At 69.7% G+C, this 15,212-nt stretch carries 16 protein-coding genes; 15 read left to right on the top strand and 1 reads right to left on the bottom strand.

Annotated features, from left to right (window positions below; translation table 11 throughout):
- Positions 1 to 7 precede the first annotated feature (7 nt).
- Both ACZ7EG_RS19415 and ACZ7EG_RS19420 read left to right on the top strand, forming a co-directional pair.
- Positions 8 to 1,582, top strand: coding sequence for an amidohydrolase (locus tag ACZ7EG_RS19415; protein ID WP_471079872.1), 1,575 nt, complete (start codon positions 8 to 10; stop codon positions 1,580 to 1,582).
- A 31-nt stretch (positions 1,583 to 1,613) separates the two neighbouring features.
- Complete coding sequence (locus ACZ7EG_RS19420) at positions 1,614 to 2,135, top strand: GNAT family N-acetyltransferase (RefSeq protein WP_471079875.1); 522 nt, start codon at positions 1,614 to 1,616, stop codon at positions 2,133 to 2,135.
- On the opposite strand, the gene argB is transcribed toward ACZ7EG_RS19420, so the two are convergent.
- Complete coding sequence (gene argB / locus ACZ7EG_RS19425) at positions 2,122 to 3,003, bottom strand: acetylglutamate kinase (protein ID WP_471080406.1); 882 nt, start codon at positions 3,001 to 3,003, stop codon at positions 2,122 to 2,124. The genes ACZ7EG_RS19420 and argB overlap by 14 nt on opposite strands.
- 413 nt (positions 3,004 to 3,416) lie before the next feature.
- On the opposite strand from argB, the gene ACZ7EG_RS19430 reads away from it, so the two are divergent.
- From ACZ7EG_RS19430 to ACZ7EG_RS19490, 13 genes are all read left to right on the top strand, one after another.
- Positions 3,417 to 3,596, top strand: coding sequence for a DUF6480 family protein (locus ACZ7EG_RS19430; protein ID WP_471079878.1), 180 nt, complete (start codon positions 3,417 to 3,419; stop codon positions 3,594 to 3,596).
- 547 nt (positions 3,597 to 4,143) lie between these two features.
- Positions 4,144 to 4,590: a flavin reductase family protein gene (locus ACZ7EG_RS19435; protein WP_471079881.1), complete on the top strand. Its 447-nt coding sequence runs from the start codon at positions 4,144 to 4,146 to the stop codon at positions 4,588 to 4,590.
- Positions 4,591 to 4,601: 11 nt separating this feature from the next.
- Positions 4,602 to 4,985 carry a chorismate mutase gene (gene aroH, locus ACZ7EG_RS19440; RefSeq protein ID WP_471079883.1) on the top strand — a complete coding sequence of 128 codons (384 nt, stop codon included), beginning with the start codon at positions 4,602 to 4,604 and terminating at the stop codon, positions 4,983 to 4,985.
- A 54-nt stretch (positions 4,986 to 5,039) separates the two neighbouring features.
- Positions 5,040 to 6,488, top strand: a complete 1,449-nt coding sequence (locus tag ACZ7EG_RS19445; protein WP_471079886.1) for an FAD-binding oxidoreductase — start codon at positions 5,040 to 5,042, stop codon at positions 6,486 to 6,488.
- 11 nt (positions 6,489 to 6,499) lie between these two features.
- The gene (locus ACZ7EG_RS19450) at positions 6,500 to 7,717 is read left to right on the top strand and encodes an acyl-CoA dehydrogenase family protein (protein ID WP_471079889.1); all 1,218 of its coding nucleotides are present in this window, start codon (positions 6,500 to 6,502) and stop codon (positions 7,715 to 7,717) included.
- A 31-nt stretch (positions 7,718 to 7,748) separates the two neighbouring features.
- Positions 7,749 to 8,720 (top strand): methionyl-tRNA formyltransferase, encoded by a 972-nt coding sequence (locus ACZ7EG_RS19455; RefSeq protein WP_471079892.1) that lies wholly within the window; start codon positions 7,749 to 7,751, stop codon positions 8,718 to 8,720.
- Positions 8,721 to 8,731: 11 nt separating this feature from the next.
- Positions 8,732 to 9,235 (top strand): quercetin 2,3-dioxygenase, encoded by a 504-nt coding sequence (locus ACZ7EG_RS19460; RefSeq protein ID WP_471079895.1) that lies wholly within the window; start codon positions 8,732 to 8,734, stop codon positions 9,233 to 9,235.
- A gap of 35 nt (positions 9,236 to 9,270) precedes the next feature.
- Positions 9,271 to 10,023: an SDR family NAD(P)-dependent oxidoreductase gene (locus ACZ7EG_RS19465; protein WP_471079898.1), complete on the top strand. Its 753-nt coding sequence runs from the start codon at positions 9,271 to 9,273 to the stop codon at positions 10,021 to 10,023.
- A gap of 104 nt (positions 10,024 to 10,127) precedes the next feature.
- On the top strand, positions 10,128 to 10,724 hold the full coding sequence (locus ACZ7EG_RS19470) for a TetR/AcrR family transcriptional regulator (protein WP_471079901.1): 597 nt from the start codon (positions 10,128 to 10,130) through the stop codon (positions 10,722 to 10,724).
- 116 nt (positions 10,725 to 10,840) lie between these two features.
- Positions 10,841 to 12,058 carry an MFS transporter gene (locus tag ACZ7EG_RS19475; RefSeq protein WP_471079904.1) on the top strand — a complete coding sequence of 406 codons (1,218 nt, stop codon included), beginning with the start codon at positions 10,841 to 10,843 and terminating at the stop codon, positions 12,056 to 12,058.
- Between the two features lie 148 nt (positions 12,059 to 12,206).
- Positions 12,207 to 13,595 carry a class II 3-deoxy-7-phosphoheptulonate synthase gene (locus ACZ7EG_RS19480; RefSeq protein WP_471079907.1) on the top strand — a complete coding sequence of 463 codons (1,389 nt, stop codon included), beginning with the start codon at positions 12,207 to 12,209 and terminating at the stop codon, positions 13,593 to 13,595.
- A complete protein-coding gene (gene aroH / locus ACZ7EG_RS19485) occupies positions 13,592 to 13,978 on the top strand; it encodes a chorismate mutase (protein WP_471079910.1) in 387 nt (128 codons plus the stop codon). Before ACZ7EG_RS19480 ends, aroH (ACZ7EG_RS19485) begins: the two co-directional genes overlap by 4 nt.
- Positions 13,978 to 15,192 carry a prephenate dehydrogenase gene (locus ACZ7EG_RS19490; protein ID WP_471079913.1) on the top strand — a complete coding sequence of 405 codons (1,215 nt, stop codon included), beginning with the start codon at positions 13,978 to 13,980 and terminating at the stop codon, positions 15,190 to 15,192. Before aroH (ACZ7EG_RS19485) ends, ACZ7EG_RS19490 begins: the two co-directional genes overlap by 1 nt.
- Positions 15,193 to 15,212 lie beyond the last annotated feature (20 nt).

A 15,212-nucleotide genomic window follows, 5' to 3' on the forward strand; every position in this document is an offset into this window, starting at 1 on the left:
CCTGCCGATGCTGTGCACCAGGCTGACCAACGCCCGCTTCCTCACCATGGATCCGGGCCATCCGGTCGCTCATGACCTGGGCATCTGGCGGGGCCGGATCGCGGGCCTCGACGAGGCCGTGACCTCCCTGCCCGCCCGGGAGGTCGTCGACCTCCAGGGCGCCACGGTGCTGCCGGGATTCATCGACGCCCATGTCCATCTCGCCTGGACCGGGTTCAAGCAGAACACCCCGAGCATCGCGGGCCGCACCAGCGTCGACGACGTGCTCGCCGCCGTGGCCGAGGCCGTCGCCCGCACCCGGGCACCCGGCGACTGGGTGAGCATCGCCGGCTACGACCAGCGAGCCCTGGGGCGTCATCTGACCGCCGCCGACCTCGACAAGGTCAGCGACGGACGCAAGCTCTACCTGCTGCACGACTCCGGGCACGGCTGCGTCGTCAACACCGCCGTCCTCGACCTGCTCCCCGCCGGCATCCCGCACGAGAACGGCTTCCTCGCCGAACAGGCCATGGGCGCCGCCCGCGCCCTGCGCCTGCCGCACTCCCAGGAGGACCTGGCCGACGCGATCGGCCGCGCGGCCCGCACCTGCCTCGCCGAGGGCGTCACCGCCTGCGCCGAAGCGGGCATCGGCGGCACCCTCTTCGGCCACAGCCCCGTCGAACTCGGCGCGTATCAACTCGCCCGGGACAAGGGCCTGTTGCCGCTAAGGGTGCAGCTCATGGTGTCCGCGGACCGGCTGCGCCCGGTGGCCGCGCACCGGACCGACGGCATCCCGCGCGCCCTCGACCTCGGCCTGCGCACCGGGTTCGGCGACGACCGGCTCTCCGTGGGCGCGCTGAAGGTCTGGACCGACGGCGGCATGATGGCCCGTACGGCCGCACTGACCCGTCCGTACGAAGGGCTCGACCACGCCGGGCAGTTGCAGGACGACCCGGAGGTCCTCACGGACCTGATCGTGGACGGCCACCTCGCCGGCTGGCAGCTGGCCGTGCACGCGATCGGCGACCGCGCGGCCGACGTGGCCCTGGACGCCCTCGAACGCGCCCAGCGTCTGCGACCGCGCCCCGAGGCCCGCCACCGCATCGAACACGCCGGCCTGATCCGGCCCGACCAGCTCCCGCGCTTCGCGCGACTGGGCGTCAGCGCGGTCGTCCAGCCCAGCTTCCTGCGCTGCTTCGGCGACGACTACGCCTCGATCATGGGCGACGAGCGGGCATCCTGGATGTACCGGGGCCGGGCCTTCCTGGACCACGGCATCCCCCTGGTGGGAAGCTCCGACCGGCCCGTCGCCGACGGATCGCCCCTGCGCGCAGTCCAGTTCATGGTCGAACGCGCCTCCGCCTCCGGGCGGCTCATCGGCCCGGACGAGGCCGTCACCGTCGACCAGGCCCTGCACGCGTACACCGTCGCCGGCGCCCGCGCCTGCCACTGGGAGAACCGCCTGGGCTCTCTCACCCCGGGCAAACACGCCGACCTGGTCGTCCTCGCCGACGACCCCCGGCGCGTCGACACCTCGCGCATCGGTGACATCGAGGTGGCGGAGACGTACGTGGACGGCCGTCCGAGCCGTTCGCGCGCCTGATCCCCGGTCCGGAACCGAGAGAAGGAACCCCTTGACCACGGCCCTGTCGCGCCCTGCCGCGCCGCCACGCGCCCTTGGCGCACCGACGCCCGCCCCGCGCACTGCCCGCCCGGACGAGGCCGCCGCCCTTGCCGCCCTGTCCCGGCCCTTCGTGCGCTCGGGCGCGCTGCGCGAACGCCCCGTCTCCCTCTACGGCGCCCACGCGGCCGACTTCCTGGTCCTGGAGGCCCCTGACGGCACTCTCGACGGCTGCGTGGGCCTGCGCGCCTACCCTGTCGACGCGCGGGAGGGCGGCGAACTCGCGGGCGTCGTCTACAACTTCTGCGTGGCAGCACACCGGCAGGGGAGCGGAGCGGGCTCCGGGCTGTTACGCGCGGTGCTCACCACGGCACGTGCCCGGTCGCTCGACGCTCTGTTCACGGCGACCACCGGGGGCGCCGGACTGTTCCTCCGCCACGGCTTCATGCCCACGGCCGCACACCGTGCGCCGCGGACCTGGGCGGAGTCCCTGGACCCGCGGCGCGGCGCACGCGTCCTGGTCAGGACGTGGTGACCGCGTCGGGAACCACGGTGGTGCCGGGGCTGGTTCCGGCGAGCACACTGCGCAGCACCACGTGCGGCACGCGCCCGTCCACCACGTGCGCCTTGCGCACCCCGCCGCGGACGGCCCGCAGACAGCCCTCCATCTTCGGCAGCATCCCGCTCGCCAGCCCGGGCAGCAGCCCGTCGAGCGCGCGGGCCGTCAGATGTCCGATGACCTCGGTGCTGCGCGGCCAGTCCGCGTACAGCCCCTCGACGTCGGTGAGCATCACCAGCCGCTCGGCGTCGAGCGCGACGGCCAGGGCCGCCGCCGCGAGATCGGCGTTCACGTTGTAGACCTGCCCGTCCTCGCCACGGGCGACGGGAGAGACGACGGGGATGTGATCCTGCTCCAACAGGGCGCGCACCATGGCCGGGTTGACGTCCACCACGTCGCCGACCAGGCCGATGTCCACGCTCCTGCCGTCCACGCGGGCCTGCCGCCGCACGGCCGTCATCGTGTGCGCGTCCTCCCCGGTCAGACCCACCGCGAAGGGACCGTGGGCGTTGATGTGACCGACCAGCTCCCGCTGCACGCGCCCCGTCAGCACCATGCGCACCACGTCCATGGTTTCGGGCGTGGTCACCCGCAGTCCCGCCTCGAAGCGGGTCTCCAGCCCGAGCCGCTTCAGCATCGCGCTGATCTGCGGCCCGCCGCCGTGCACGACGACCGGGCGCAGGCCCGCGCGCCACAGCTCCACCACATCCTGGGCGAAGGTCAGTTGGAGCCTGGCGTCCACCATGGCGTTGCCACCGAACTTGACGACGACCACGCTGCCCCGCAGATCCTCGGGCCAGGGGAGTGTCCGGACGGATGAATCCTCTTCGCGGGCGGCTGCCACGGTCACGCGGTCACTCCGTTTCGTCGTGAAGGCCGGACAGGCCATGAGCCGGGGGAAGTTAATTAGGTAAGGCTAACCTTAAAGGGCCCGTCGCGCGGCCGGTCCCGGAACACCAACCGCAAAGTCCGGGATCCGGCCCGGGAACTCCTGGAAGCGGCCCCCACCTCGCGGGAGGAGCGCGGCAGAATCTGTCACGCCGGGTCGGCTCGGTCCTGTACGCCCGGGAAGCCGATCGACCACATCGGCAGACGGGAACCGGCCGCTGGCCCCCGGGTGCATCCGGCCGCGGTGGCGGGACCGAATCAACCGTACAGAGCGGTTCGTTGCCCGCGCCGCCCGCCGGGTTCCTGTGACAACCAGGGGCAGCCGGACGGCTCCGCGTGACGCGTCGACCGACATCCGGAGGTGTGACCATGACCGAGCCACTGCCCCAGCCCGGAGAGACACCTCCTGTGGAGGGATCGACGGCCGAGGCTCACCAGGAACGGCCGGACGGCGTCCTCTGGGAGCACCCGCGCATCTGGCTGTTGCTGATCGTGATCGGTTGCCTGCTCGTCGCCGCGTTCTTCGTCGTGCGCATCCTGGCTCTCTGAGGCGGGGAGGGCGCGACGGGGTTGTCCGCATGGGCCGGTGCAACGGTATGCGCATGGGCTCAGGCCCTGGGGCGTGAGGCAAACAGTGCTGCGCGCTGCGATCGCCGACCGGTTGCTTCCGCAATGTCTCTTTTCCGCCAAAACCCCTCAGTGGCGTTGACGTGATCTATGTCTCTGCTGTGATCACGGACTGCTCGGCCTCCCCGATGACCGCACTTTCCGTGCCCGCTGCCGGTGCGACGCAACGTTCCAGCTCACGGAGGGGGGCGGCTCGAATGGAACCCTCGGCTACCGAGTGGTAACACAGCGCTCCGAAAGTCCGCCCCCGTCGTCACGGTCAGTGGTGCCCTCATTCGGTGTCTGCTACGTTCATCCCTACTGGACTGACCAGTTCAAAAGCCCTCACCTCCCGTTGTGTGACCGTCCTCCCGCAGGTGGACGCCGCACCACACTGCCTCACAAGGGCAGACAAAGGATGAAAGGACAATCAGGGATGACCAGGGGGACCTATCCCGCCGCGCCTACGGAGCCCGATCTCCGGTCCGTCATGCGACTGTTTCCGACGGGGGTTGCTGTCCTGTTAGCCGGTCACGGTGACGAAACCGTGGCTACTACGGTCAACTCGCTCACGTCCGTCACGCTCGCGCCTCCGACGGTGCTGGTGTCACTGCGGAAGCATTCGCGAGCGCACACCATCACCTCCGCCGCCGGAGCGTTCTGCCTGAGTTTCCTCTCTGGGCTGCAGGGTGACCACGCCAGGCTCTTCGCCTCCAGGGACAAGCCCACGGGGCACGAACTGGAGCAGTACTTCAGCATCGCCGCCGACGGGCGCCGCATCCTCGACGGCGCCCTGGCCACCCTGCACTGCACTGTCTCCACCGCTCACCTCGAAGGTGACCACTGTCTGTTCCTCGGCCGAGTCACCGCCGCTCACCACGGCGACACGGACCAAGGAGCACTGCTGTTCCACCAGGGCCGTATGGCCGCCGTCTGACCCGGCCGCCCATGTATTCCACCGTGCGTGCCGTCCGTGGTGCGATCCGCTCCGACGCGAACACCCGCGAGGCCATCGCCCGCGCCACCGTCGACCTTGTCGACGGGGTGCTCCGGAAGAACGACCTACGGCCCGAGGACATCGAAGCCCTGATGTTCACCATGACCTCGGATCTGACCGCTGACATCCCGCCGCTCATCCTCGCCGAACAGGGCGTCCTGGACGTGCCGTGTCTGTGTGCGGCCGAGCCCCGCTGGGACGGGGAGATGTCCATGGTGATCCGGGTGATGGCCTTCGTCCGCACAACCCCTGGCCGATCCCTGGAGCAGGTCTACCTGAGCGGTGCCGCTCCCACGAGGCCCGGCCCCGATCCACGGTCCGTGCCCCGCCCCTGAATCGGGTGTTCCGTCTTCGTCTCCCTCGCCCATCTCGACCGAGGATGCCTCCCCATGCCCGAAACCACGCTGTCAGCTGCCCTGGACAAGGCCGGACAGGCAGTCGACAACGACCCCTCCCGCATCGCCCGCCCGGCGCGAGCCGGCGCCAACGTGTCCATGTTCGAGTCCCGTCGCGTCCCCGCCGTCATCCGTCCGTCCAGCCCCGACCAAGTGCCCGGCATCGTCCGTGCCTTCGGCGATGACGAAGCGCCGCCACTCCACGCCGTCTCCACCGGGCGGAACTGGGGCCTCGGCTCACGTGAGTCCACCCGGCACGACGCCGTCCGTATCGAACTCGATGGCCTCGACCGTATTCGTGACCTCGACACCCGGCACGGCTGGGCCGTCATCGAACCCGGAGTGACCCAGCGCCGGCTGGCCGCCGAACTCGCGGACACCCCGCGCATGCTGAACGTCACGGCCTCCTCCGGGTATTCGAGCGTCCTCGGGAACGCCCTGGACCGCGGAGTGGGGCTCCGCCGTCAACGCACCGACGACCTGGTGGGCCTGGAAGTCGTCCTGCCGGACGGTGAACGGATCCGTGTCGGGTGGTGGCCCGCCGAGGGCACCGTCTCGGCGCCGAACCCGTACGGACTCGGGCCCTCGCTGCTGCACCTGTTCACCCAGTCCGACTTCGGCATCGTCACCGCCGGCGTCATCCGTCTCCTGCCGCGTCCCGAAGCCCAGCGAGTCCTCCGCCTCACCTTCGACCGCGACCAACTCTCCGCGGCAGTGGACGAGTTGCGGCGCTGGCACGCCCAGGGCCTGGTGCACGGTGTCCTCAAGATCTACGACACCACCTCGTCCACCACCTACGGGACCAGCGCACACGGCGGGTACCTGGTCCACGTCCCCCTCGGTGGCACCGGCGAAGTGGTGGCGGCCCTCACCGAGACCGCATGCCGACTCGCCGACGCTTCCGGCCTGTTCACCTCGGTCGCCCGCTCGGACCAGGAGCCCCCGGCGGACGATGACATTGTTTCCCGGGTCGTCCAGCACGGTTACGCCGGAGACGTCGCCCATCACGAGGCGATGCTCCGTTCCGCGGTCGGGCAGGCAGCCCCGAGGGTGGACGACCACGGAGGCGGCTGGATCTTCTTCCTTCCCCTCGTCCCCTACACCGGCAGGGACGTCACCGCCGCCCTCCGCCTCCTCGACCGGGTGCACGCCGCGACCGGCATACGGCCCGGCGCAACCGTCAACGCCCTGGATCCGGACGTCATCGACCTGGTGGTCTCCCTCCGGTTCGCGCGGACCGAGGAAGAGACAGCGCGGGCGCACCAGGCGCTGGACCTGCTCTACGAGTTGTTCACCGAAGCCGGATACCTCCCCTACCGCCTGGACGTCGACCACGGGGAGTGGACCGACCGGCTCACGGATCCCGGCGCGCGGGCCCTCACCCGGCGTATCCGGGACGTGATCGACCCCCACCGTGTGATGGCGCACGGCCGTTACACCTGACAAGGAGCCCCATGACCACCGCGACCCTTGCGAACACCGCGAACACCGCGAACACCACGAACACCACGATCATTCCGAACACCGCAGACGCGATCATCGCCCGTGCCCGGGAGATCCAGCCCGTCCTGCAGGAGAACGCGGCACGGATCGAGGAGAACCGGCGTCTGCCGGAGGACATCGTCGAACTCCTCCGCTCCGCCGGCGTCTTCCGCGCCACGATGCCCAAGGAGTGGGACGGACCCGAACTCACCTCCGTCGAACAGATACGGCTCTTGGAGACCATCGCCCAAGGAGACGTCTCCGCAGCCTGGTGCTCCATGATCGGAATGGACTCCGGCATCTACTCCGGGTTCCTCGATCAGGAGACCGCCCGCAAGCTGTACTCCTCGCTGGACACGGCTCAGTCCGGATGGATCTACCCCCAGGGCCGGGCGGAACGCGTGGACGGCGGATACCGCGTCTCGGGGCAGTGGCGCTTCGGTTCCGGCACCACGCACTGCGACATGCTCGCCGCCGGCTGCACCGTCTACGAGAACGGCAGTCCCGTCATCGACGACGCGACGGGCCGGGGGCTGTGGCGGGTCGTGCTGGCCACCCCCGACCGGTTCGAGCACCTCGACACCTGGTACACCACCGGTCTGGCCGGCTCCGGCTCCATCGACTACCAGGTCGACGATCTGTTCGTGCCGGCCGAGCACTCGTTCTCCTTCGCCGAACCCGTGCGCAGCGGCCCGCTGCACGACGCGCCGGACGCGATCCTGCGCAAGATGTCGGGCATTCCCCTCGGGCTCGCCCGCGCGGCGCTCGACCACGTACGGGAGATGGCCGGCCACCGCGCCGACCGCGAGAGCGGTCTGGCCTGGTCCCAGGACCACCGGGTGCAGATGGCCGTCGCCGAGCTGGAGATGGAGCTCACCGCGGCGCGGACCGCCGTGTACGCGAGCGTCGAGCGCCAGTGGGCCGCGCTGGAGACCGGCACCGAGCTCTCCGCCGACGAGCGGGTCCAGACGGCCCTGGCCCGCTACCACGCCTTCCGCACCGCACGGCGCATCGTGCACCGGCTCTACGACCTGGTGGGCGGTTCCTCCGTCTACCGCAGGAAGTCCCCGATGGACCGGTGGCTCCGTGACGTCAACACCATGTGCCAGCACGCCGTCGCCCAGGACTCCATCCTGCAGCTCACCGGAAACGTGCTCCTCGGTGGCAGGTCCACCTCCCCCTTCTTCTAACCCACGTGCCTCCGTACGAAAGGAGCCCGCATTGACCGGCCCGATACGCGTGGTGCTGTTCTCGGAGATCAACTCCAAGCTCGGCGCGCCCTTCCTGGACATGCTGCACGGACACCCACTGGTGGATCTCGCGGCTGTCGTCACCAGTCCCGTCGGCCGCCTCTGCGGCTACTTCACCTCCGACGCCGATCAGGTGGACCTCGAACAGCAGGCGAAGGCGTTAGGCGTGCCGGTGCTGCGCCCGGCGAACGTCAACGATCCCGAGTTCGTGAGAAGGATCCGGCAACTCGCCCCCGACTACCTCGTCGTGGGCAACTTCCAGCGCATCCTGAAGGAAGAGCTGCTCGCCACCCCGAAGGTGACCTGTGTCAACTTCCATCCGAGCCCGCTTCCCCGTTACGCCGGTCTGGCGCCGTTCTACTGGATGGTCCGCAACGGTGAGACCGACGGAGCGGTGACGGCCATCGAGATGGCCGCCGGACTGGACACGGGGGCGATCCTCGCGCAGCACGAGACACCGCTCACCGGACGGGAGACGGCCCTGGAGCTGCGGACCATCCAGGAGCGCGCCAATGTGCTGATGCTGCTGGACCTCATTCCGCAGCTCGCCTCCCGCAGCTTCCGGCGCATCCCGCAGGACCCGTCCGAGCGGACCTACTTCACCCGTCCCTCGCAGGACGACTACCGCCTCGACTTCGCCCACTCGGCGCACAAGGTGGCGTGCCACATCCGGGCCGGATACCGCCATCCCGGGGCGTTCGCGGAAACACCGTCCGGTCAGCGTGTGACAGTCCTGTCGGCCGACGACACGACCCCCGCCGGAGAGCTTCCGGCGCCCGCCGGGACCGTACGGCGCCTGGACCACGGCCTGTTCGTCGCCTGCCGGGACGGATGGCTTCGCCTCCTCACCGTCGAGTTCGGCGGGAACGAGGTGCCCGCGCAGGCACATCCGGCGCTCACCGAAGGACAGACGCTGTCCGCGACCCGTCTCGAATCCGTCTAGAAAGGCGCACCGTGTCCCTGTTGGAGCAGCAGAACACCGACCGACCCCCGCAGATCCGCAAGGTGACGCACATCCCTGCGGGGCAGGGCCGTGCCGTGTGGCTCAACGGCGACGTCTACTCGGTGAAGGTCGGCCACGAGGAGTCCGCGGGCAGCCTCGCGGTGCTGGAGGCCTCGGTCCCCCCTGGGGGCGGGCCGCCGCTGCACGACCACCGTCACGAGGACGAGGCCTTCTACCTCCTCGAAGGCGAGCTGGAGATTCACGCGGACGGTGAGACCTATCAGGTCAAGGCCGGTGACTTCGTCTTCGTGCCCCGCGGGACCGTGCACGGCTTCCGCAACACCGGTCTGCACACGGCCAAGCAGTTGCTGTTGTTCACCCCCGGAGGGTTCGAACGGTTCTTCCTGGAGGCCGGCAGGAACGCGGTCGCCGGAGAGAACATCCCGCCGTTCGACCCCGCCGACAATCCCCAGGCCAAGCAGGTCGCCGAGAAGTACGGCTCCTACCAGGTCTGACCCGTACACCGGACAGTCGGAGGAATGCGCACGTCATGATCGAGAAACTGAACGGAAAGGTCGCCCTCGTCACGGGCGCCAGCCGGGGCATCGGTGCCGCGGTGGCGCTGCGGCTGGCGGAGGAGGGCGCCGATGTGGCCATCACCTATCAGGGGAACGAGGAGGCCGCGCGGAACACCGCCGAGACCCTGACGAGGAAGACGGGGCGGCGCGCCGTCGCGATCCGGGCCGACGTCGCCGACGCCGAGGCCGTGAGCGCCTCCGTGGACCGGACGGTCCGTGAGCTGGGGCGTCTGGACATCCTGGTCAACAGCGCCGGAGTGATGGACACGACGTTCTCCGACATCGGGGACGTACCGGTCGAGGTCGTGGACCGGACGATCGATGTCAACATCCGCGGCTCGCTCCTCGCCGCCCGGGAGGCGGCGCGGCACATGACGGACGGCGGGCGGATCGTCAACATCGGCTCGTGTCTCGGGGAGTACGCCCTGGGCCCTGGATGCACCGCCTACGCCACGAGCAAGGCCGCCGTCACGGGTATGACGAAGGGCCTGGCCCGGGATCTGGGGCCGCGCGGGATCACGGTGAACGAGGTGGCTCCAGGGGCCACGAACACCGACATGAATCCGGAGGACGGCCCGAGCTCCGAGTTCCAGAAAGGCCTGTCCCCACTCGGCCGCTACGCGCAGCCGGAGGAGATAGCCGCCGCGGTCGCCTACTTCGCCTCTCCGGAGGCAGGCTTCACCACTGGCGCGAGACTCGCCGTCGACGGCGGGCGCAACGCCTGACGGTCCCGGGGAACGCGGGCTCCGGCCCCCATCATCTCCGTGACGTCGGCCGGAGCCCGCACCAGTTTTGTTCCGAACGTTCCATAACCTGCTAGGGTGCTGCCATGGGAAGACCACGGCAGTTCGACGAGGACCAGGCGGTTGAGGCGGCGTGTCGCGTCTTCTGGATCAAAGGCTACGAGGCCACCTCCACCGAGGACCTGTGCACGGCCACAGGACTCGGGCGCAGCAGCATCTACAACACGTTCAAGTCGAAGAAACACCTGTTCCTGCGGGCCCTGTCGTACTACGTCGACACCATGACCGCCCGTCAGGTCTCCCTGCTCGCAGAGGAGGGGCGCCCCGCCGCCGAACGTGTCCGCGCCCTGTTCTCGGTGATCATCGAGGGTGAGATGGAGAACCGGCGCGAGGGTTACGGCTCCGGCTGCTTCACCGTCAACACCACGACCCAGATGGCCGCCTCCGACGCGCAGATCGCAGCGGTCCTCAACCGGGACCTGGAGCGGCGCCTGGTCTCGCTGCGCGCTGTGATCGCGGAGGGCAGGCGGGACGGTTCGGTCACCTCCCCGCGGGCGACGGACGGTCTCGCCTGGTATCTGACGGCCCTCATCGCCGGGATGCGGGTCGCCGCCCAGTCGGGAGCGGACCGCTCCGCACTGGAGCAGATCGCGGCCTCGGGCGTGGACGCCCTCGGCTGCTGAGTCCCTGACGGCCGGCCCCGCACCCCTGTCCGGTGCGTCGGCCCGGCCTCCGCATGCCCTCGGCCCTTCCCGCACCTTCATTTTGGTCTGATCAGTACATAACTTGGGAGGTACCCATGCCAAAATCCGTCTACCTCATGGCTCTCGGCATCTTCGCCATGGTCACCAGCGAGTTCCTCGTCGGCGGCCTCATGCCGCAGATCTCCGAGGACCTCGGCGTCACCATCCCTCAAGTCGGATACCTCATCACGGCGTTCGCCATCGCCATGGCGGCGGGCGGGCCCTTCGCCACCGTGCTCGTCCTCAAACTGCGGCCCAAAGCCGCGCTCATGACCCTGTACGCCGTCTTCCTGCTCGGCAACGCCCTCGCGGCGGTCGCCACCGACTACTGGGTGATGATGGCCGGCCGGGTCATCACGGGAACGGCCTCCTCGGCGTTCTTCGGAGTCTCCCTCGCCGTCGTCGCACAGATCACGAAACCCGAGCTGCGAGGGCGCGCCACCGGCCTCACCATGCAGGGACTCATGGTCGGGACGCTGCTCGGCCTGCCCGTCTCCACTCTCGTCGGCGAGCAGTGGGGCTGGAGGGCCGGATTCGTCGCCGTAGGCATCATCACGATCATCGCCGCCATCGCCACCGTGATCGCCGTTCCGTCCCTCGGTCACGCCGAGGACGCCGGAGGCCTCCGGGAGGAGATGGCGGCCTTCCGCAACGGCAAGCTCTGGCTCATCATCTGCACGTCCACCCTCATCATCGGCGCCACCTTCTCCGCCTTCTCCTACTTCACGCCGATCCTCACCGACGTCACCGGCTTCTCCCGCGGCGTCGTCCCGCTGCTCCTGCTCGCCTACGGTGCGGCCACCGTCATCGGCAACGCCGTCGTGGCGCGCTTCGCCGACACGCACACCATCCGGGTCCTGGTCACCGGCCTGACGCTCAACGTCCTTTTCCTGAGCGCCTTCGCACTGCTCGCCGATCTCAAGGCGCCCGCGGTCCTCGCCATGATGGGCATCGGCTGCGTCGGCGTCACCATGAACCCCGCGATGATCAGCAGGGTGCAGCACGCCGCCAACGCCCGTGCGCTCGTCAACACCGTGCACACGTCCTTCATCACGCTGGGCGTCGTCATCGGCTCCTGGCTGGGCGGACTCGGCATCAACGCCTACGGCCTGCGCGCCCCCCTCTGGCTCGGCGCCGTTCTCGCCGTCCTCGCTCTGCTCGCCCTGGTCCCCGACATGGGCCGACTGCGCCGTACCGCCGCGGGCGCCCCCGACGAGACCGCGGAAGAGAACAAGCCGGCACGCGAAGCGGTGGAAGCGGGACAGCGCAGCTGAATGGGAGACGTTGTCAGGCAATTGACAACACAGTGAACAAAACAAACTTCACCGGGAAGAACGCTCCGGAGCGGGACGGCGTGTTCTCGTCGCTTCCCTTACGGAGCCGGCCATCTCCAGCCCCCGACAGCTCAGAGGTGTGTGAGACATGAAGCCTCCCCAGAACGACGAGTACACCGCCACATGGCGCGAGCTCCCCGCGGCACAGCAGCCCGAGTGGCCGGATTCCGGAACCCTGCGTGAGGTGGTCGCCGACCTCGCCTCCTGCCCGCCTCTCGTCTTCGCCGGAGAGTGCGATCAGCTCCGCGCCCGGATGGCGGCCGTGTCCAAGGGCGAGGCGTTCCTCCTGCAGGGCGGTGACTGTGCCGAGACGTTCGACGCCGTGTCCGCCGACCGGATCCGCAACAAGGTGAAGACACTGCTCCAGATGAGCGCGGTGCTCACCTACGCCGGCTCGGTGCCGGTGGTGAAGGTGGGCCGGATCGCCGGCCAGTACTCCAAGCCGCGCTCCCGGCCGACCGAGACCCGCGGCGGGGTGACGCTGCCGTCGTACCGCGGCGACTCGGTCAACGGCCCCGAGTTCACCGCCGCCTCCCGTACCCCCGATCCGGAGCGGCTGAAACGGATGTACCACGCCTCGGCCGCCACGCTGAACCTGGTGCGCGCCTTCACCACCGGCGGCTACGCCGACCTGCGCCAGGTTCACGCCTGGAACCAGGACTTCGTGAAGTCGTCCCCGGCCGGGCAGCGTTACGAGGCCCTCGCGCGCGAGATCGACCGGGCGCTGAACTTCCTGCACGCCTGCGGGACCGACCCGGAGGAGTTCAGGAATGTCGAGTTCTACTCCTCGCACGAGGCGCTGCTGCTCGACTACGAGTCGGCGCTGACCCGTGTCGACTCGCGGACCGGACGGCTGTACGACGTGTCGGCGCACATGGTCTGGATCGGTGAGCGCACCCGGCAGCTCGACGGGGCACACATCGAGTTCGCCGCCCGGATCCGCAACCCCGTCGCGGTGAAGCTGGGCCCGTCCGCCACCGCCGACGAGGTGCTCGCCCTCATCGACCGGCTGGACCCCGAGCGCGAGGCGGGCCGGCTCACCCTGGTCACCCGGATGGGATCCGGCCGGATCCGTGACCGCCTGCCGGAACTGGTGGAGAAGGTCACGGCGTCCGGCGCGGAAGTGGCCTGGGTGTGTGATCCGATGCACGGCAACACCTTCGACGCCGCCTCCGGGCACAAGACCCGCCGCTTCGACGACGTACTCGACGAGGTCAAGGGCTTCTTCGAGGTCCACAGGTCGCTCGGCACCCATCCCGGGGGCATCCACGTGGAACTCACCGGTGACGACGTCACCGAGTGCGTGGGCGGCGGCGACGAGATCCTCGCCGACGACCTGCACCAGCGCTACGAGACGGCCTGCGACCCGCGGCTCAACCGCAGCCAGTCCCTCGACCTGGCGTTCCTCGTCGCCCAGATGATCGTCGCCGATCCGGCACAGCACAAGCCGGCGTTCCAGTGGGAGGTGCGGTCATGACCGTGCGGGCCGTGCGGGGCGCGATCCAGGTCGACCGTGACGAGGAGATCCATCTCATCGACTCCGTCAGAACCCTGCTGAAGAAGGTCATGCACGCCAACGGCCTGCTGCCCGACGACCTCATCAGTGTGGTCTTCACCGCCACGCCCGACCTGACGAGTGTGTTCCCGGCGGCGGCAGCACGTGAACTGGGGCTGGTCGACGTCCCGTTGATGTGCGCTCAGGAACTGGACATCAACCGTGCGCTGCCGCGCACCGTACGCGTTCTCGCCCACGTCGAGACCAGCCGTGCGAGGCGGGACATCCAGCACGTCTATCTGGGGGGTGCCGCGGCCCTGCGCCTGGACCTGGCACAGACGGAGAAGGGGAGCGTGAGTCCGTGATGCGCACGATGGCAGTGGTCGGTACGGGGCTGATCGGTACGTCGATAGGTCTTGCCGCGAGTCGACACGGCGTGACGGTCCACCTGATGGACCAGGACGAGACATCGGCCCGCACGGCTGCGGCACTGGGGGCCGGCCTGGCGGGCGCTCCCGAAGCACCGGTGGATCTGGCTGTGATAGCCGTGCCACCGAGCATGGTCGGCCCGGTCCTCGCCGAACAGCAGGTGCGGGGGCTCGCCCGCGCCTACACGGACGTGGCGAGCGTCAAGTCCCGCCCGGCGTGCCAGGCGCTGAGGAGCCTTCCCGGCCCGGAGCACTTCATCGGCGGCCATCCCATGGCGGGCCGGGAGAAGACGGGACCGCTGGCGGCCCGCGCGGATCTCTTCGAGAACCGGTCCTGGGTGCTCACCCCCACCGACATCACCTCACAGACGGCCCTCAACCACACCCTTGAAATGATCTCCATGTGCGGTGCCGTACCGGTGATCATGGGAAGTCAGGAACACGACGCGGCGGTGGCGTTGACGTCCCACGTCCCGCACGTCCTGGCCAGCCTGATGGCGGCGCGCCTTCAGCAGGCGCCGGAACCCGTGTTCCGGCTCGCCGGTCAGGGGCTGCGCGACGTCACCCGGATCGCGGCAGGCGACCCCCATCTGTGGAGTGACATCCTCCGGTCCAACGCCGCCCCGGTGTCCGGCGTACTGCGTGCTCTGCACGAGGACCTCTCGGTACTGCTGGAGTCCCTGGACGACCTCTCGGCCGCCGAAGTGTCGCACCAGCCGTACGAGACCACCGGCATGACGAATCTGCTGAACCGGGGAGTCGCGGGTCTGGGCCGGCTCCACGACAGGCCCGACGGGAAACCCGCCCACCGGACGCCGCTGCGCGTCACCGTGGGGGACCGGCAGGGCGAACTGGCCCGGCTGCTCGGCACACTGGAGCAGTTCGGTGTCGGTCCTGACGACGTGACCACCTCGGTCTCCCCGGGCCCGAGGAACCTGTCCGTCGAGTTCGGTCTTGCCGCCGCGGACGTCGAATGGCTGCTGAGGAAGCTGACCGAGGACGGCTGGCACGCCGAGCGGGTCGACGCGGTGCCGCGACCGCGAGGCCCCCGGGACGCGTCGTGCTCCGCGGCGCCGAGTGTCCTGGGCGCCGCGGTCGGTGCCGTCACCATGCCGGACACGCCCCGCCGGGAGGCACTGACGCAACCGTGACCAGCGCGGAGCCGGGACGT

Source organism: Streptomyces sp. NPDC037100 (assembly GCF_055606225.1).

What these genes read in the sequence shown, in the direction of transcription:
- ACZ7EG_RS19480 (WP_471079907.1), top strand. Translation starts at nt 12,207, where the DNA reads ATGAAGCCTCCCCAGAACGACGAGTACACCGCCACATGGCGCGAGCTC.
- ACZ7EG_RS19475 (WP_471079904.1), top strand. Translation starts at nt 10,841, where the DNA reads ATGCCAAAATCCGTCTACCTCATGGCTCTCGGCATCTTCGCCATGGTC.
- aroH (WP_471079883.1), top strand. Translation starts at nt 4,602, where the DNA reads ATGTATTCCACCGTGCGTGCCGTCCGTGGTGCGATCCGCTCCGACGCG.
- ACZ7EG_RS19470 (WP_471079901.1), top strand. Translation starts at nt 10,128, where the DNA reads ATGGGAAGACCACGGCAGTTCGACGAGGACCAGGCGGTTGAGGCGGCG.
- ACZ7EG_RS19465 (WP_471079898.1), top strand. Translation starts at nt 9,271, where the DNA reads ATGATCGAGAAACTGAACGGAAAGGTCGCCCTCGTCACGGGCGCCAGC.
- ACZ7EG_RS19450 (WP_471079889.1), top strand. Translation starts at nt 6,500, where the DNA reads ATGACCACCGCGACCCTTGCGAACACCGCGAACACCGCGAACACCACG.
- ACZ7EG_RS19445 (WP_471079886.1), top strand. Translation starts at nt 5,040, where the DNA reads ATGCCCGAAACCACGCTGTCAGCTGCCCTGGACAAGGCCGGACAGGCA.
- ACZ7EG_RS19435 (WP_471079881.1), top strand. Translation starts at nt 4,144, where the DNA reads ATGCGACTGTTTCCGACGGGGGTTGCTGTCCTGTTAGCCGGTCACGGT.
- ACZ7EG_RS19415 (WP_471079872.1), top strand. Translation starts at nt 8, where the DNA reads ATGCTGTGCACCAGGCTGACCAACGCCCGCTTCCTCACCATGGATCCG.
- ACZ7EG_RS19490 (WP_471079913.1), top strand. Translation starts at nt 13,978, where the DNA reads ATGCGCACGATGGCAGTGGTCGGTACGGGGCTGATCGGTACGTCGATA.
- ACZ7EG_RS19430 (WP_471079878.1), top strand. Translation starts at nt 3,417, where the DNA reads ATGACCGAGCCACTGCCCCAGCCCGGAGAGACACCTCCTGTGGAGGGA.
- aroH (WP_471079910.1), top strand. Translation starts at nt 13,592, where the DNA reads ATGACCGTGCGGGCCGTGCGGGGCGCGATCCAGGTCGACCGTGACGAG.